Below are 19085 nucleotides of genomic sequence, written 5' to 3'. Positions count from 1 at the left end.
GCCAATATGGCCTGCTCTTCACAGTAGCTAAGTTTAGAATTCGTAATTAATATTTAGCTCAAACGAACGCTCTGCACCATACCAACAGTTGCTTTGGTCATAACAAGTGTAATATTCCTCGTTAAACAAGTTGTTCGCTACAATACTTGCCTGCGCCCCAGCTAGAGCTTCACTCACATTGCTGAGATCATACCCTAAAGAGAGATCTGCCACTGCATAGGCTGGCACCTTGCCTTGCGTATTTGTTGCATCCATTTGCATCGAACCAACGTATCGAACGCCACCCCCAACTCTTGTTCCGGCGAACACGCCAGAGTCTAGGTAATAGTTTGTCCAGAGCATGGCTGCATGTTCGGGCACATAAATTGGCGTCGTACCTTGCAAACCATTATTGCTGTCTTTGGTGATTTCCATATCGGTATAGGTATAACTACCAGAAATATCCCAAGCCGTTGTAAGCATTGCTTTTCCTTCCAACTCAATCCCCTGCGAGCGAACTTCACCGACCTGAATGTCATCCTGATAGTTGGCGGATGTTGGGTCAGTCACCACAACATCACTTTTCACAATGTGGAAAGCAGATAAGTTAGCTTCTTTGCTGTAATCTTCAGATTGGTATTTCACCCCGACTTCAACCTGAGCTCCCGTTTCAGGCTTAAAGGTTTGGCCAAACTGACTGGTCCCAGCAACAGGTTGGAAACTGGTCGCATAACTCAAGTAAGGTGAGAATCCACTTTCAAATTCATACAAAGCACCAACACGATAAGAAAATGCAGATTCATCAGCAGTTGCATTTAACATATCATCCGTAGACTTGTAGTTATCGAAACGGCCTCCTGCAATTAACACTAACCCACCACGGCGCATTTGGTCTTGGAAGTAGAAACCCAATTGTTCGACCGAAATATTCGCCTTTGCGTTGTAAACTTCAGATAACGACGAGCGATCTAACATGTCATTATTTGGTGTAAAGATATTAAACTGATAAAACGCTAAATCACTGGTTTGATACTCCTTGTAAACCGAGTCTCCTTTTAGCTTCTGATAATCTGCGCCAAATAGCAGATTATGGTCCCAACGGCCCCAGTTCACTTGCCCAGACAACTGGTTATCAATCACAAATCCTTTTGACGATTCTTCGGTACTGTAGATATTACGAACTAAAGTGCCACTGGCAGGATTATAGTTCGCGGAGGTGTGGTAAGTATTCTCCTGAAGCAACTCTGCATCGGTATAACGTGCATTTTGCAAAAAGGTCCATCCTCCAGAAAAGTCGTGGTGAATTTTATAACCAGCCATCAAGAACTCACGCTCAAAGGTGCTCCAATTTTTATCACCTGCGTAGGTAGAACGTGAAATGGTTCCATTAGGATTGGCAATAAACATCCCAGAAGCTGGCAGTGCGCTGTTCATTCCCATTGCTGGGTCATTTTGATAATACAAATTGAAGTTAATCAGCGTATTCTCATTGACCTGCCAGTCAACCGAAGGAGCAATTAGATATCGCTCTTCTTCTACAACAGCACTCTCACTATCTTGCTTTCTGGCTAATGCAATTAAACGATACGAAAAATCACTGGTACCAATTTGACCCGTGGTATCGACTGATGCTTCCATCAAATTGCGCGAACCCGTTGCAACACCAACCTTTGTTGCTCGCTCCTGTTGGGGCGACTTCGCAATCATATTGATCATCCCACCGGGAGGCATAGAACCATAAAGAACGGAAGTTGGCCCTTTAAAGATCTCGATTTGTTGAAGTGCAATCGGATCAATTTGCGGCTGCAAGTTCCACCCTTTCAAGCCTTGCAATAACAGCCCATCATAATAGCTTTGGTTCGCTTCAAAACCACGAATACGGAAAGTGTCGTACATGGTGACAGAGCTACCTTTATTTTCTGTCACCACACCTGGCGCATAACGAAGTGCCTGATTTAGCGACTTAACCCCACGTTGCTCAAGCTGTTCACCTTCAATGACTGTAATACTCTGGGGTGTTTCTTCTGGTGCTAATGCCGTTTTTGTTGCGGTATTACGGTAAGCTTTTCCTAAGATGGTGATGGTTTCCTGACTGGTCTTAGGCGAGTTTGTCTCGGCAGCCGTTGCTGAAAAAGGTGTTAAGAGTGCTAAAGCGACTGCTGAATATCGAAAAGTAGTTGGAAGTTGCATGGTTCCCTATGGCTCCAAATTTTAACTGCGAATAATTATCACTTAGATTCTAAAGGGAAGAAATTGATAAAAGTTAACAATTTGGTGCAAACAACGACTAATCTGTCATTTTCTCAATAGGGATCCAGTACTCCATCTCCGATTCGCTATCACGAATATCGAAATCTGCTGGATAACGCTCAAGCTCATACCCATCAACGCCACGGTAAGATGAGCTTGGTAACCAATGAAAAATAAACCAACGCAATACATCTGGCAGCTCTGTAATATCGCCTTTGTGCTTAATCACAGCATACGTTTGTGTTGGAATCTCTCGATAAGCCAGATTCGGCGATAAAACCAGCGGTAGCTCAGGTATTCCAAATGACGGCCATCTAGATGCGCTTGTGTTACATCGATGACACCGGTAAAGAAGTCATAAGCAGTCAATAACTGACCATAGTTCGTATGAAGTTTTTCCCACAATGCCGGCACTTTCTCTGCAAAATCTGGAGACAGTGAGAACAGCCCACTAATTGGCTCATGAACACCTTTAACAAAGAAAGCTGGTTTGGTTTCTACCCTAACTTCGACAAATCGTTTCTGAGTCGTATCAAGGGCGTCAAACTGCGATAATAAAATTGGCTTTCTAAGCCCAGTCCGTTGCTGTTGTTTTCGGTAGGTTCGAGGACTAACACCAAACATTTGCTTAAAGGATCGGCTAAAACTCATTTCAGAACTAAACCCTAATTCCAAACCGATGTCGATCACCCTTGTTGAAGAATCAAGCAACATCTCTGCGGCGACACTCAGTTTTAACTCTCGCACATATTGCGCCACGCTAATTCCTAATGCGCCTTGAAATACCCGTTGAAGCTGCCAACGCGACCAACAACTTCGCTCAGCAATATCATGAATACCTAGAGGCAAATGAAGGTTTCGCTCAATATACAGCAGTACACTGCCGATACGCTCGATAGACGTCTCTTTAGCCAAACAATACCAACCTCTTCATTAATAGAAATGCGTCATGTTCTCATATGTTCTAAAGCAAAGAAATATCAGTCTGCATGCATGGTAAGCGCTTAAGTTTTACTTAGTTCTTTTTTAATAATTTCCCAAACACGGCAAAGAAAGGCATTACTACTCATAATTCACTAAAAAGAAGTCGTATATTCTTTTCCTTTCTTATCAATGAGATAAATAAAAATCATGTCAATATTTAAACGATTGCTTTCACAGGAGTTGATGTATATCAATTTGTTGTGGAGAATACCCTTCCGTGTCGGACTGATTATTAACACAAAAACACATGTAAGGTTTTACCTATCAATGATATAGGTAAGACCGATTATCTATTTTGAAGTGTCATTGATAGGGTTTGCTCATCCTTATGCCGTATCCGGGCACGTTAGAAGTACCTCGTTTTTAAGGGAAAAGATGATGGTAATACCAGAAAACAGCAGCATCGTTATTTTTGGTGCTTCAGGCGATCTAACTTATCGTAAGTTAATCCCTGCACTCTACCACCTCTATGCAAGTCAGCAATTGCCAAAGAATTTCGCAATTCTTGGAGTAAGCCGCACTGAATATAGCGACGCTTCGTACAGAGAAAAATTAAAGAAATCGCTTCAGGAAATGGAAGATACGCAGCCTGAAACGTTAAACGCATTCATTAACCATCTTCACTACCAATCGATTAACACCTCAGATAGCGCTGATTACAGCAAACTGACAGCACGTTTGGACGAGTTAGCCGATACGTATCAATTTGAACAACGTAATACGCTTTTCTATCTTGCAACGCCACCAAGCCTATACAGCGTGATTCCCGCAAGCCTTGCAGCTCACGGTTTGAACAATGAAGAAGATGGCTGGAAACGCCTCATCATTGAAAAACCATTTGGTTATGATTTGGAATCTGCTCAGAAGCTAGACAAAGAGATCCACGAGCATTTCCAAGAGCATCAAATCTACCGCATTGACCATTATCTTGGTAAAGAAACGGTTCAAAACCTGCTTGTTTTCCGCTTTTCGAACGCGATGTTCGAACCTCTGTGGAACCGTAACTTTATTGATTACGTAGAAATCACAGGTGCTGAGTTTTTAGGTGTTGAAGAACGCGGCGGTTATTACGACGGTTCTGGCGCGGTGCGCGATATGTTCCAAAACCACTTATTGCAAGTACTTGCGATGGTCGGTATGGAGCCACCAGCGCAAATTAACGCAGACTCTATGCGAGATGAAGTGGTCAAAGTACTGCAATGTCTGAAACCACTTGAGAAAGAAGACTTACGTAACGACTTAGTTTTGGGGCAATACACTGCTTCTGACGTACGTGGTCAACATCTACTCGGTTACCGTGAAGAAAACGGTGTTGCTGATGACTCTCGAACCGAAACGTATATCGGCTTGAAAGCACATATAAACAACTGGCGCTGGAACGGCGTGCCTTTTTACGTGCGCACCGGTAAACGCTTACCGACACGCGTGACAGAGGTAGTGATTCATTTCAAACAGACACCGCACCCTGTATTTGGTCAAAACGCACCAGAGAATAAGCTAATCATCCGTATTCAACCTGACGAAGGCATTCAAATGAGCTTTGGCTTGAAAGAGCCTGGTGCAGGTTTCAAAGCGAAAGAAGTGAAGATGAACTTCCATTACGCGGATCTGCAAGAAACTCAAATGCTAACAGCATACGAGCGTCTTCTGCTTGATGCACTCAACGGTGATGCTACCCTGTTTGCACGTAGTGATGCGGTTGAAGCATGTTGGAAATACGTTCAGCCTATTCTGGATTTCAAACAAGATCCGCAAGCGCTATTTGGTTATGCTTGCGGCACATGGGGACCGAAAGAAGCCGACGACCTACTTCAACGTGATGGTCGCGCTTGGCGTTTCCCATGTAAAAACCTAACAGACACGGATTACTGTGAATTATGATCAATCATAAGATCTTCCAAACAGCCGATCAGGTTGTTGAAAGCCTAGCGAATGATATGAAGGCGTTTAGTGAACTTAACCGCCCTGTTCATATCTCACTTTCTGGTGGCAGCACGCCTAAAATGCTGTTTAAGCTACTGGCAAAAGAAGCGTACGCGACATCTATTCAATGGAACAACCTGCATTTTTGGTGGGGTGATGAACGTTGCGTAGCTCCAGATGATGCCGAAAGTAACTATGGCGAAGCAAACGCGCTACTTTTCAGCCAAGTGAATATCCCTGCAGAAAATATCCACCGCATCCGCGGTGAAGACGAGCCACCAGTAGAAGCTGAGCGTTTTGCAAAAGAAATGGCCGAAGTTATCCCTACTGAAAGTGGCACGCCAGTATTCGATTGGATTTTACTGGGCGTTGGTGCAGATGGTCACACCGCATCACTATTCCCAGGTCAAACAGACTATCAAGATGAGAACCTATCAGTATTAGCGTCTCACCCTGAGTCTGGCCAAATTCGCGTATCTAAAACAGCAAAAGTTTTAGAAGCCGCAAAACGGATCAGCTACCTTGTACTGGGTGCAGGTAAAGTTGAGATCGTAAACGAAATTCATACTACTCCTGCAAGTGAACTGCCTTATCCAGCAGCAAAAATCCAGTCAAAAGCTGGTGAAACGGAGTGGTACTTAGATTCTGACGCAGCAGCAAAAATCGCGTAATGCGAGCGTCCATTAAGCAAGATTGGAGAGAAACAATGAAAGGTGATATCGGTGTAATTGGCCTAGCAGTTATGGGTCAAAACCTTATCCTAAACATGAACGATCACGGTTTTAAAGTGGTTGCTCACAACCGTACTGCTGCGAAAGTAGACGAATTCCTAGAAGGCCCAGCAAAGGGTACTAACATCATCGGTGCATACTCTCTTGAAGAGCTAGTAGAAAAGCTAGAAGCGCCACGTAAAGTGATGCTTATGGTTCGTGCTGGTGAAGTTGTTGATAAATTCATCGAAGCTCTAGTACCTCTACTAGACAAAGGCGACATCATCATCGATGGTGGTAACACTAACTACCCAGACACTAACCGTCGCGTTGCTGCACTACGTGAAAAAGGCATCCACTTCATCGGTACTGGTGTATCTGGTGGTGAAGAAGGTGCGCGTTTCGGTCCTTCTGTCATGCCTGGCGGTTCTGCTGAAGCTTGGGAAGCGGTTAAGCCTATCTTCCAAGGCATCTCAGCTAAAACTGATGCTGGCGAGCCTTGCTGTGACTGGGTTGGTAACGACGGTGCAGGTCACTTCGTTAAGATGGTGCACAACGGTATCGAATACGGTGACATGCAGTTAATCACTGAAGCTTACCAGTTCATGAAAGACGGCCTTGGTATGTCTGCAGACGAGATGCAAGCGGTATTCGCTGACTGGAACAAGACTGAACTAGACAGCTACCTAGTAGAGATCACTGCTGACATCCTTGGCTACAAAGATGAAGACGGTGAGCCGCTAGTAGAAAAGATCCTAGACACTGCTGGTCAAAAAGGTACGGGTAAATGGACTGGTATCAACGCACTAGACCTAGGTATACCACTAACGCTTATCTCTGAGTCTGTATTCTCTCGTTGTCTATCTGCACTGAAAGACCAACGTGTTGAAGCTGAGTCTCTATTCGGCAAGACAATCACTCCAGTTGAAGGCGACAAGCAAGAGTGGGTTGATGCACTTCGTCAAGCACTTCTAGCGTCTAAGATCATCTCTTACGCTCAAGGCTTTATGCTAATGCGCGAAGCATCAAACGAGAACGGCTGGGACCTAAACTACGGTAACGTCGCGCTAATGTGGCGTGGTGGCTGTATCATCCGCTCTGCATTCCTAGGCAACATCCGTGATGCGTACGAAGCAAACCCAGACATCGCATTCCTAGGTTCAGATGACTACTTCAAAGGCATCCTACAAAACAGCCTAGTAGCGTGGCGTAAAGTGGCAGCGAAATCGCTAGAGTCAGGCATCCCAATGCCTTGTACTATCTCGGCACTGTCATTCCTTGATGGTTACACTACAGCTCGTCTACCAGCTAACCTGCTTCAAGCTCAACGTGACTACTTCGGTGCTCACACTTACGAGCGTACTGACCGTCCACGTGGTGAATTTTTCCACACCAACTGGACTGGTACAGGCGGCGACACAGCGTCTACAACTTACGACGTTTAACTCGCCCCCCATTCTAATAAACCGGCTTTTACTAGCCGGTTTTTTTATATCTGTTACACACTCAACCACAATATGATTTTGTACATATCAGCACTTTTTAGTTCGATTGATTAAAATTGTGCCTCCCATCGTCGAACAACGCTGCTTACCTCTCATTTTCCTTACTTTTTTTATTGATTTTGTCCGTACGGCTTCTAAATTTAAAGCATTAGAATTAATTTCAAGCCGAACAAACGGAAATTGGTTGGTATATGAAGAATGAACACTTTGTTGTCATCGATGATTCGCAAGCAATTCTAGTCATGATGAAAAGTATGCTTGCCGAGCTTGGCTACAACAACGTAGTTACCTCGACACACCCTTTAAAAGCACTCGATAACATTCAGCGTCATCCTAATAAATATCGAGCAGTATTTACCGATCTTAATATGCCGGAAATAGACGGAATGGAAGTGATTCGTCGATTAGGACAAATGGGATATAAAGGGGGTGTCTGCATCGTTTCTGAGCTTGAAGACCGCATTATGGAGCTAGCATCAGAAATCGCAAGACAGCACAAAGTATGTTTGATTGGCAATATCGCCAAGCCAATTAGTCCTAGCCACATCCAACGAGCCATAAAAAAACTTATTCAAATAGAAGAGCGGACATTTTCCAACTATGACAAAATGTCTAGGGAAGAGCTTGCTGACTGCATCGAAGCCGGTTATGTGACCCCATATTACCAACCGAAGATCGACATCATTTCTAAGCATGTCCCAAGCGTAGAGGTTCTTGCGCGGATATGTAAACCGGGTGAAGCCAATGCCATCTTGCCCGGCAGCTTTATTAATACCGCGACTGAGCACCACATGTTAGATATGATCACCGATCAAATTGTCGATAAAGCTCTCACCGATCTGCCCGTATTGCAAAAAGAGCTAGGCTCACATCTTAATTTGGGCATCAATCTGTCGCCAACCCAGCTCGTTAACCCTAATTTTCCAAGCAAGCTGTTAGAGACCATCTCCCAGAGACAAATCGACCCCGCTAAAATCATCCTTGAAATTACCGAAGAGTATGCGTTGAAAAGCACCACACAACTCGAATGTTTAAACCGTTTTCGCATTAAAGGTTTCGGGCTCTCTCTCGATGACTTTGGGACCGGGTTTACCAACCTACATCAACTACGAACTTTACCTTTTACTGAGGTGAAAATTGACCGCAATTTGGTCTCTAACATTCATGATGACCGCTTTAATCAAGTTGTCGTTCAGTCCTTGCATGACATTTGTGAAAACCTTCCAGTAAAACTGATTGCCGAAGGCATTGAGGAATTTGAAGACCTTGATTATCTCGAAAGCCACTATCAGGAAATCATCGCGCAGGGTTTTCTCATTTGCAAACCCCGTCCGTTGGACAGTTTACTGCATTGGTACCACAGTTGGAGTAAAGGTATTGAAGCCAAACAAGCCTAGAGCCAACGACCATTAAGGTTACAACACCCACCCCACGACTCTCCAGCACATGTTGAGCTACGTGAATTGAATGGTTTGGGTAAGTTAACCAGTGCACACATTTTGTCAATGTCGAGTAATACAACCACGTTGCCTTTACCGCTGATCACTTCTTCTTGCTTTAGCTTTTTAAACAGTCGGGATAAGGTCTCTGGTGCGATATTCAACTGTCCAGCCAACACACTGTGAGCAACTGGTAAATTCAACCAGTCAGCACCTTGATGTTGATGCAATTCCAACAAATAGGAAACTAACCTTTGATTCGCTCCTTTTAAGGTCAATTGATCCACACGGTTCACTGCCTGACTGAGCTTAGTCGCCATCGCACCTAACAATAAGAATGCAAAATCTGAATTATTGGCACAGAAAGAAAGCAGCACTTCTCGAGAAAAAGAGAGCACCACGCTGTCGACTTTTGCTTTTGCACTTAGCGGATATACACTTGGCTTCATAAACATTACAGCTTCCGCAATGTTGTCTCCCTCTTTCAAAAGTTGGAACACTTTTTCTTCACCTTCAGGCGAGTATCGGTACAGACTCACTTCTCCCGACTTCACAATATAGAAACGCTTAGCAGTCATACCCTCTTCAAACAAGTGCTTGCCTTGATTGACATGTACAACTTGCATGCCTTTACACAAAGCCACTTTTGCTTCTAGTGGAATACCAGAAAAAATAAAAGAACCGCGTATGAGTTTATCTGTGTTGTCGTCCATTGAATTTTACCAAGTTGACAAATGTCATTTGAGAAATGAATTGAAACAGTAATCTAATTGATAATTATTATCACATATATCAATACTAGAAATAAATATCTCAGGACGGTTGTTATGCATTACGGCGTATTAGTGGGTTTACACCTTTTATGTGCGGCTATTTTTATCGGCATTGTCGCTTTTGAAGTTTTGATTTTAGAAGGCATTCGACCCCACTTACCCGCAAAAACCATGTCACTCGTAGAGCAAGGCATCCACTTGCGTGGTCGTAAAATTATGCCATTTGTTGTGGTCACACTATTCATAACAGGCGCTATGATGGGCTATCAACACCTCAGTCCACTTCCTTCATTATTCGCTACACCTTTTTCAACGCTGTTAACGATAAAAATCTTACTTGCGATCAGCGTACTCGCACATTTCCTTATCGCTATGAAATATTCTATCTGCGGTAACATGACATCAAAGCGCTTTAAATACACACACTTAAGCGTGTTCATCCATATGCTTGGCATCATCTTTCTCGCCAAGGGCATGTATTACATCCACTGGTAAGCAAATTGACATTTGTCATTTGAGCAATGTATTTCGTGACATAAAATAAACGAGAACAATAATCATTTGCGTAAATAAATGGAGAAATATCATGCATAAGTTAACAGCCCTTTCACTTGCACTTTTGTCTACGTCAGCATTTGCGGCAGGCACCTCTGGAATTAGCGGTTCTTACAACGGTGACTATCAGTTAGAAGTACGTACAACTTCAGATCGCTTGATGGCCAAAAGTACTCAACGTAACGATTGGAAGTGGGATTTTGACAATAAAACCGTAACGATAAATGCAGGTTTTATCAAAAGCTCATTCGCTCCATTCCCCGTAGGTTATAAAGCTCACGATCCAATCTCGCTCACTGATAATGGCGACGGTACCTACACAATCGATTATGTCTTCCAAGCATATAACCCTCTTTATGGTTTCCCAAAATCACGTACTAAAACCGTATTTGAGATCACTGACACTGGCTTTGGACTTGAGTTCAAAACGCTCGATTCTGACAACGATGGTGTGATCGGCGAAGCCATTTACGGGATTTTCCCTTGGGATATCGAGCTTAACTGGACCGGCTCAGCTCAATAGTTTTTAGTCTACTTAAGGTGGCCTGAGTGCCACCTTTCTCTCACAAAGGACTCAACAATGAAACCGCATCGACTAGCGTGCCTTATGGCCGCGGCCTTTTCTCTTTCAACTCCAGCCATAGCACAAAACCTCAGTGGTGTTTATGTCGGAGGCTACTCAGTAACCATGAATGCACATCGTGACAACGGTGTGAACGGCATGCCTTGGCCAGAAAATGCATTAGACGGCGAATACAATGGCGAGAAATATAAAGTATTAGGTACAACAACCCATGACGGTTTCTGGATTTGGGACTTTGATAGCCAAACGGTTACCATTGGAGGAAGCACGCTCTTTGCCCTAAACATGATTTATGTACCATTTCAGGCTTTTAATGCTAACGAACTGGAAAACAAGCGGGCAGACAGTAACGTTCAAATCAATCACCTAGATGAAATCACGATTCCTTTTGAGTACGAATCAGCGACTGGCTTATACAAGCTGGCCTATGCTCAGAAAAAATATATCGTTCCACCATTTCCTGTTCCGGGTGTCGATGATTATCCAATTGGTCTTACAACGACTCATTTAGACATCTCACAAAATGATGATGGCTCTCTGAGTATAAAGACAGCCGATGTTGAGGATGGAATTCCTGCTGACAATGTACCAGGCACGCGTATCGAAAATGTCTTTCCAGCAACAGTACAAATTGAGTATCGCTCTCCTAATCTAGTCAAAGACCCTATGACAGATACAAACAGCGATGGAATCACAGATACGGTAGCCAACTTGCTAGGTTTAGACCCGATATCCGGTGACACCGATGGTGACAACCTTGACGATATTATAGAAACACCAATTTACATCAGAGGCAAAGATTCAGATAACGACGGTTTAAGCGATGCATTAGAAGCTGGCTCTGCAGCAAACAACAATACGGTTGCTTCTGGTTTAAAACTGCAAACACAGAATCGAATCACCATTACCACACCAGATGCTCAACGCATTTACAACGTATCTTCACACCCGTTAGACCTAAGCATTGAGCCTACGCATACCTTAGTCGGAGAATTACCACCACAACAAAATGAACATGGTCAACCTTTGGATTATCAGTATGGCCATATTGAGTTCAATATTGACAACCCGGCGGCAGATGACGCCATTAATATTGAAATATCGATAACTGACAAACCTGAAGGACTAGAAATCTATCGAGTAACCAAAGGGTTTAGCTTAGAAGCAGGAGCATTTGTTCAGTCGTTTACCAAACAACAATGGGTCGAAAACAACGACAAAATTGAGCTAACACTCTCCAATCCGGATAAGTTACCGACTGTCGTCGCAAACTATATTTTTGCAGCGCCAGAACAACGCTCAACACCACCAGAGGTAACGCCACCCACGTCACCTGAACCTACTCCAACAGTACAAAGCGGTGAAAGCTCCGGCGGTAGTACCGGCTGGTTATCGTTACTCGCTTTAGCGGGCCTTGGATTAAGAAAGCGTAAAGGTCATCAGGAGTGAGTATGACACCGCGTGGAAATACATTACTTATGGGGCTGCTATGGCTAAGCCCCTTCTCTGCTGCTCAAAGTGAAGTGATCGTTATCGAAGCGTCTCAGGATGAGGCTGAAATCCACCTGATTCGTGAACAACTTGATAACGTCGCAGGGGGAACAAACTTAATTGAAACCAAACAGCTTGCGGGCAGCCAATCGTCTCTGGCAAAAGTACTCAACCAACAAACTGGAATTGTGGTGCAAGAGTTTTTTGGCGGCAACGATCAACCAAGAATCAACATTCGTGGATCCGGCTTGCAAGATAACCCAGTAAATCGGGGGATTCAGTTGCTCAGTGACGGGCTAGCACTCAATCAAGCTGATGGCTCGTTTGTGATTGGCCTCATTGATCCTGAGCAGGCTAAATGGCTCTCCGTTTATCGAGGCGCAAATGCAATGCGCTATGGCGCGACAACCCTTGGCGGCGCGATTAACTTCCATGCTAAAAATGGTTTGAACAGCCGTAATCTCGCTCAGCTCGAACTGGGCTCATATGAGATGTACAAAGGTAACCTAACGTTAGCGAACCAAAAACAGAATTGGGACTTCTTATTGAGTACGACCTATAGCGAGCGTGAAGGTTATCGTAATCACAGTGCGGCTCAACGTGGCAGTCTTACGCTCAACATTGGTTATCAACAAAAAGGTTGGCAAAACCGCACCTACCTCACTGTGGCTGAAAATGACTTTGAGATCCCGTTTCTACTCACCAAGCAACGTGCGATTGAATCCCCCGATCAAGTCATGGGTGAAGGTAGTGAACCAATGGACACCCTATTAAATATTCCGGTGAGAAAGCCATTCAGAAATACACGTCAGCTACGTGTGGCCAATCAAACGCACTGGCAGACAGATACAACTGAAAGCCGTTTTGGGATTTACTACGAGGCGCTTGATGATCAATTTAGAAACCCACTGACGCAAGCGGATACAAGAAATAGAAATCTAGGTTTAGATGCCAGCACAACATTGAATCTTGTTTCAGATGACTACTTAACGCGTGAATTGCTTTTATTCTTACAAGCCAATAGTGGAAGTATGCCGCGTGAATTTGCCTCAGTGCATCCGGTAACCGGCGAACTCATGACTCCTTTTGCAAACTTGGAGTTAGAGGCTCACAACATCACCTTAGGCAGTCAGCTTAGATATGAATGGATAGACGGTTTCTCGACCATCGCCGCCTTGCAATGGGTTTTAAATCAAAGAGAAATTACTGATACCTATTCCGCAGGCTTGCTCGACAGCTCGTTTGAATACCAGTTACTCAATCCTAAACTTGGTCTTATTTATCAATGGGAACAAGGTAAACGGGTATACGCTAACATCAGTGGCAGCTCTGAGTCACCGAACTTTTGGCAACTGGCAACCGTATCAGCAAACCCTACCGACCCACTTAATAACCACGTTTATATCAACGAACTGAGCACCCAAACCGCATTGACCAGCGAACTCGGCGTCAATTGGCAGTTTAACGCGTTTTCGCTCAATGCATCTTGGTATTATTCTGTTGTACAAGATGAACTGATATCTGTCGTCGGTGATTTTGCAGTCAACGGAAAAACCATTAACTACCAAGGAAAAACCATTCACCACGGTTTGGAAACCATGCTGACTTACTCTATTGATGGTCTCCTTACTTCCCAGGATGCATTGAATGCCAAGTTACTTTATAACTGGAGCCATTTTTATTTTGAGGACGGGATATATCAGGGTAATAACATTGCAGGGGTCCCTGTTCACCTGATTCAAGGAGAATTGGACTACAAACTCGCCGCGGGCTGGCGTATTACGCCAAACTTTACTTGGCAGCCTCAAGAGACCTATACCGACCACGTCAATAACGCAGCGAACACACAAGATCCTTACTTCCTTCTTGGTTTAAAAGTGGGGTATGAAACGACAGAGTCTCTGCGTGTCTTTTTGGAAATCAACAACCTGACGAATACCAATTATCAAACGGCTTACGCTATTCGTGGCCAAGGTGCGCCAGATCTTCCTACCTTTATCCCCGGACCGGGAACGAACGCAATTTTAGGAGCAACCTACTCATGGTAAAACCGGTTTTCACCGCAGCCTGCTTGTTAGCAATAACCGCATCAGGAATCTCCAATGCCATGATTCCGGATAGCGGGGTTTACCAAGGACAGTATCACATCACTATGCGCGCAGCACCACTTGGCAATGTGCTTGGCTTTGGGGTAAGTAAACCTGAGTGGCGCTGGGATTTTGATAACGATACGGCAACGGTATCAGGAACAACCTTGTCCGTCGGCTTTAACTACGCATTGCATGATCTTAATAATGCCAACCCAGATGAAGATGTACTTCGTTTTACTCGCAATAGCGATGACACCATAACTTTGCATTATGCACTACAGATTTATCATCCGGGGCTTGGCAACCCAATGGCGAACACCACTACCCGCTTCTCTGTAGAAACTGATGGCGCTACCCTCAAGATAAAAACGCTTGATTGGGAAACCGATGGTCCCGACGGTATTGTAGGAACCCAGATCCCAAATGTTTTTCCTTTAACAATTGAACCGGATCTCTCCGGCAGTGTGGTACAAGTTGGGGTTGATAGTAATTTGGATGGTATTGATGACCATCAAGCACTAGCGCTTGGTTTAAACCCTGATTCCTTCGACAGCGACAATGATGGTATAACGGATTGGGACGAAATAGGCGGCGATTTGTCTATCCCACTCGATTCCGATAACGATTCCATTATTGATGCTCTAGAATATGGGGATACAGCTTACAGTGCCCACCATGTCTACGGATTAAACACCCAAAATCAGCAAACATTGAATGTCGAAACCTCATCAGAGCTTGAAGTACGTTACGCAGCCATTGGTTCAATGCAACGACCGGTTTCTGCTCCGGATAGCAGCGACGACTTTGCCGAGCTAGATTCCACACTCGGCCAACCCGGACTTGCGTATTCTTGGGGAAATCTTTCTCTTGAATTTGATAAAACATCAGCGCTCACTTCCAAGCAAACCGTATCACTAAACTTCTCTCATTCCCTCCCTGAGAAGCTTGTAGTGTACGCATTCAACGAAGATTCAGCCAACAACTACCAGCTCGTCAATGCACAAGACATACAAAGACCGAACCCAAAAACGGTTGTTGTTTCCTTGTCTGAACATTCACCATGGCTGGCAACTAATAGTAGCGGCGAGCGTTATCAAATCACATTGGCGCTCGCTGAAAACACGCTAGGCGATAAGCAAATAAAAGAGAGCAAAGCGTCCTCGGCTGGTGGTTCCGGAATCATCCATATGCTACTGCTTATCTTTACGTTAGCTTTTAGATTTAATAGAAAGTACTCTTAACCATGCGCAAAAAGAGCACCAAGTTGGTGCTCTTTTTTGACAAGAATTGAATGCGAACTTGAGACTAAAGAATCCCCATCGCTTTCAGTTTACGATAAATCGTATTGCGGCTAACCCCTAACACCCGAGAAGTTTTGCTGATATTCCCTTTTTGCGCTTGGTACGTACGCATTAAGGCATCATCAACAGCGCTCTTTAAATTGGGCATATCTTGATTAGCAACGTCTTTGTTTTTTACCAATTCATCCATCAAATGGGCAGGAAGGTGCGCCAAACTCAATATTTTTTCTTCGCTGGCAATCAATGTGGCCACTTTTAATAAGTTATCAAGCTCACGAAAATTCCCGGGCCAATGGTATTGTTCTAAGCTGCGTAATAAGTGAGGACATAGTGACTGTTCAGAAGAATGATATTTCTGATGAATGCGTTTTATCATCTCACGACGATCATCACGTTCTCGCAATGGAGGCAACTGCACCAATAACCCATTGAGACGGTAGTACAGATCTTGGCGAAACTGTCCTTTCTCAACGAGCAAACGTAAGTTCTGGTGCGTTGCGGCGATGATTTGAAGGTCAACATCAAAGCTCGATGTAGCACCAACAGGAACTACCTGTTTATCTTGCAACACATGTAACAAGCGAACCTGCGCTTCTAAAGGCATTTCTCCAATTTCATCAAGAAATAAAATGCCGCCATGTGCCTGCCTTACTTTGCCGATATTCCCTTTGGGGTTGGCTCCCGTGAAAGCACCAGCAACATAACCAAACAATTCGGACTCAATTAAATCTTTTGGTAATGCACCACAATTCACGGTGACTAACGCGCCCGATTTGCGCTCCCCGTGACGGTGCAGCGCTTTAACAAATTCACTTTTGCCAACGCCTGTTTCTCCCTCAATCAGCAGTGGAATATCTTTACCAATCACTTTATTGGCTTGCTGCCATGCCGCTTCAACGCGATGATCCCCCATGTGCAGCTCACAAGAAGCGCTCACTGTTCTGCGGCGTTTTTTAGCTTGTGTCAGAAACTGCTTTTCCATCACTAGGCTATTGCGATGCGAGTGTAGTTGTTCAATACTTGAACCGACCAGTTGCCCCTGTGCGAGCAACTGTGACGCGACTTGATTATGAGCGAGGATTTGGCCCTGTTCATCAGCAATGACAATACCTTGCCATCCAGTATGCAGAACAGACTTATCCATGGCCAGATCAAGGCGAATAGCACCTTTTGGAACCTGACTCAGCAAATGATTTTCAACCAATTGAACCATGTTTTGAACCAACAGCTGAACCGCGGTGTCGTGTTTACTTTGCTCTGTGGTGATGTCTAATACACCTAACAATTGCCCTTGATGATCACATAAAGGACTCGCTGAACAACTGATGAATCGGTGATGACGAATATAATGCTGATCACCTATAACTGAGACGGCTTTTTTCTCGACTAAAGCAGTACCAATGGCATTGGTCCCTTTTAACTTTTCTTGCCAACAAGCTCCCGAACTGAGCGCAATCGCCGTTAACTTCTCTCTAAAATGCTCTTGTCCCCAGCTAGCAATAATCACCCCTTCCACATCAGACAGTATCAATCGACTATCACTGCGAGCCAAAACCTGATTAAACAAAGGTAACGCACTGCGTTCAACCGCTTCTATCAACTGTGTCGCCTTATATTGACGCTCTTTTAGCAACACACCTGACACGTGAATATCCTCAGGTTTACGGCGCTCAGTTAACCCAGCATCGCTTGATCGAGACCAAGAAGAACGAAGCCAGTCTGTAGCAAGATGCGTTTGAAGTTCCATAGCTGTACCACTTTTAAACAAATTGAGTGTTCCATTTTTGAACAATGAACAGCCTCAATGCGGCTATCTTTCAGCTCAAAGATGACTCTGACACAGTTGTTATTAATTGGTAATCATAGTTTTACATTAATTTAACAACAAGCTTTTCAGAGCTGGCCTGTGACTTGCGTTATATCCGCTAAACGGAACGCTTTTTAACGCGTTGATAATGCAGGTAACAAGAAGGAACGAACTATGATTTACGCAAAGCCGGGAACTGAGAATGCCATTGTTAACTTCAAATCTCACTACGATAACTTCATTGGTGGGGAATGGGTAAAACCCGTCAATGGGGAGTATTTTGACAATACTTCACCTGTCAATGGCCAACCATACTGCAAGGTTGCACGTTCAGGTGAAGCAGACATTAATCTCGCCCTTGATGCTGCTCATGCAGTGCGCACTCAATGGGCTCAAACCAGTGTGACAGAACGTTCTAACTTACTGCTCAAAATCGCGGATCGCATTGAACAAAATCTTGAAGAATTAGCCGTTGCAGAAACATGGGAAAACGGCAAACCCGTTCGCGAAACCTTAGCCGCCGACCTCCCTCTCGTCGTCGACCACTTCCGCTATTTTGCTGGTTGCATCCGTGCGCAGGAAGGCAGCGCTGCTGAATTAGATGCTCATACCGCCAGCTATCATTTTCCTGAACCCATCGGTGTGGTAGGTCAAATCATTCCATGGAACTTCCCGATGTTAATGGCAGCATGGAAACTTGCCCCTGCACTGGCCGCAGGTTGCTGCGTGGTTTTAAAACCCGCAGAACAAACGCCAACATCAATTCTGGTTTTAATGGAAAAAATTGGTGATTTGATCCCACCGGGAGTCATCAATGTCGTCAACGGTTTTGGTCACGAAGCGGGTCAAGCACTTGCAACCAGCAATCGGATTACGAAGCTTGCTTTTACTGGCTCGACTGAAGTGGGCAATCACATATTGAAATGTGCCGCTGAAAGTTTGATTCCTTCCACGGTCGAACTTGGCGGTAAATCACCCAATATTTATTTCCCAGACGTCTTTGACCATGAAGATGCGTACTTAGATAAATGCGTGGAAGGGATGTTACTTGCGTTCTTCAACCAAGGGGAAGTGTGTACCTGTCCTTCACGAGTTCTGATCCATGAGTCCATTTACGACAAATTCATTAACAAAGTGGTAGAAAGAGCAAAAACCATCAAGCAAGGTAACCCGCTTGATACCGATACTCAGGTTGGCGCACAAGCCTCGCAAGAGCAATTTGATAAGATTCTGAGCTATCTCGAAATCGGACGCCAAGAAGGAGCGCAAGTTTTACTCGGAGGACAAATCGCTGAACAAGATGCTGATTTAGGCAGTGGGTATTACATCCAACCCACGATGCTAAAAGGCAATAACAAAATGCGCGTGTTCCAAGAAGAAATTTTTGGACCTGTCATCGCGATTACGACCTTCAAAGACGAACAGGAAGCCCTGCAGATTGCGAATGATACCGAATATGGGTTGGGAGCTGGCGTCTGGACACGAGATGCGAATCTTGCTTATCGCATGGGACGCAATATTGAAGCTGGGCGAATTTGGGTCAACTGTTACCATGCCTACCCTGCTCATGCAGCCTTCGGTGGCTACAAGAAATCGGGTATTGGACGCGAAACCCATAAAATGATGCTCGATCACTACCAAAACACCAAAAATTTATTGATAAGTTACGATGTCAATCCGCTTGGATTCTTTTAA

The 19085-nt window shown here is 44.4% G+C and carries 13 protein-coding genes and 1 pseudogene; 10 read left to right on the top strand and 4 right to left on the bottom strand.

Annotation, left to right across the window (positions count from 1 at the left end):
• Positions 1-33: 33 nt before the first annotated feature.
• Both ACQEXS_RS06180 and ACQEXS_RS06175 read right to left on the bottom strand, forming a co-directional pair.
• Complete coding sequence (locus ACQEXS_RS06180; RefSeq protein ID WP_427013183.1) at positions 34-2169, bottom strand: TonB-dependent siderophore receptor; 2136 nt, start codon at positions 2167-2169, stop codon at positions 34-36.
• Between the two features lie 97 nt (positions 2170-2266).
• Positions 2267-3144 (bottom strand): annotated as a pseudogene (locus ACQEXS_RS06175) (AraC family transcriptional regulator).
• A gap of 447 nt (positions 3145-3591) precedes the next feature.
• Here ACQEXS_RS06175 and zwf point away from each other — a divergent pair.
• The 4 genes from zwf to ACQEXS_RS06155 all read left to right on the top strand — a co-directional run bounded on the left by zwf (position 3592) and on the right by ACQEXS_RS06155 (position 8748).
• Positions 3592-5094: a glucose-6-phosphate dehydrogenase gene (gene zwf / locus ACQEXS_RS06170; protein WP_427013394.1), complete on the top strand. Its 1503-nt coding sequence runs from the start codon at positions 3592-3594 to the stop codon at positions 5092-5094.
• Positions 5091-5807: a 6-phosphogluconolactonase gene (pgl, locus tag ACQEXS_RS06165; RefSeq protein ID WP_427013182.1), complete on the top strand. Its 717-nt coding sequence runs from the start codon at positions 5091-5093 to the stop codon at positions 5805-5807. The genes zwf and pgl overlap by 4 nt, the downstream gene beginning before the upstream one ends.
• 35 nt (positions 5808-5842) lie before the next feature.
• Positions 5843-7291, top strand: coding sequence for a decarboxylating NADP(+)-dependent phosphogluconate dehydrogenase (gene gnd / locus ACQEXS_RS06160; RefSeq protein WP_427013181.1), 1449 nt, complete (start codon positions 5843-5845; stop codon positions 7289-7291).
• Between the two features lie 251 nt (positions 7292-7542).
• Positions 7543-8748, top strand: a complete 1206-nt coding sequence (locus ACQEXS_RS06155) for an EAL domain-containing response regulator (protein ID WP_427013180.1) — start codon at positions 7543-7545, stop codon at positions 8746-8748.
• Here the strand turns inward: ACQEXS_RS06155 and ACQEXS_RS06150 are convergent.
• Positions 8745-9503, bottom strand: coding sequence for a Crp/Fnr family transcriptional regulator (locus tag ACQEXS_RS06150; RefSeq protein ID WP_427013179.1), 759 nt, complete (start codon positions 9501-9503; stop codon positions 8745-8747). The genes ACQEXS_RS06155 and ACQEXS_RS06150 overlap by 4 nt on opposite strands.
• A gap of 114 nt (positions 9504-9617) precedes the next feature.
• On the opposite strand from ACQEXS_RS06150, the gene ACQEXS_RS06145 reads away from it, so the two are divergent.
• The 5 genes from ACQEXS_RS06145 (at position 9618) to ACQEXS_RS06125 (ending at position 15523) form a co-directional block, all read left to right on the top strand.
• Positions 9618-10058, top strand: a complete 441-nt coding sequence (locus ACQEXS_RS06145) for a CopD family copper resistance protein (protein ID WP_427013178.1) — start codon at positions 9618-9620, stop codon at positions 10056-10058.
• Positions 10059-10149: 91 nt separating this feature from the next.
• Positions 10150-10641, top strand: a complete 492-nt coding sequence (locus ACQEXS_RS06140) for a hypothetical protein (RefSeq protein WP_367989621.1) — start codon at positions 10150-10152, stop codon at positions 10639-10641.
• A gap of 57 nt (positions 10642-10698) precedes the next feature.
• Positions 10699-12150: a GlyGly-CTERM sorting domain-containing protein gene (locus ACQEXS_RS06135; protein WP_427013177.1), complete on the top strand. Its 1452-nt coding sequence runs from the start codon at positions 10699-10701 to the stop codon at positions 12148-12150.
• Between the two features lie 2 nt (positions 12151-12152).
• Entirely contained in the window at positions 12153-14240 is a 2088-nt protein-coding gene (locus tag ACQEXS_RS06130; RefSeq protein ID WP_427013176.1) for a TonB-dependent receptor family protein, read from the top strand.
• Positions 14234-15523, top strand: coding sequence for a hypothetical protein (locus tag ACQEXS_RS06125; RefSeq protein ID WP_427013175.1), 1290 nt, complete (start codon positions 14234-14236; stop codon positions 15521-15523). Before ACQEXS_RS06130 ends, ACQEXS_RS06125 begins: the two co-directional genes overlap by 7 nt.
• A gap of 64 nt (positions 15524-15587) precedes the next feature.
• Here the strand turns inward: ACQEXS_RS06125 and ACQEXS_RS06120 are convergent, their stop codons facing one another.
• A complete protein-coding gene (locus ACQEXS_RS06120; protein WP_427013174.1) occupies positions 15588-17330 on the bottom strand; it encodes a sigma-54-dependent Fis family transcriptional regulator in 1743 nt (580 codons plus the stop codon).
• A gap of 234 nt (positions 17331-17564) precedes the next feature.
• Between ACQEXS_RS06120 and exaC the strand changes: the two genes are divergently transcribed.
• Entirely contained in the window at positions 17565-19085 is a 1521-nt protein-coding gene (gene exaC, locus ACQEXS_RS06115; protein WP_427013173.1) for an acetaldehyde dehydrogenase ExaC, read from the top strand.

Origin of the sequence: Vibrio sp. TRT 17S01, assembly GCF_050113695.1 — a bacterium.
Classification (GTDB): domain Bacteria; phylum Pseudomonadota; class Gammaproteobacteria; order Enterobacterales; family Vibrionaceae; genus Vibrio.
The sequence above is the reverse complement of the archived record's forward strand: the minus strand, read 5'-3'. Positions and strand labels throughout refer to the sequence as shown.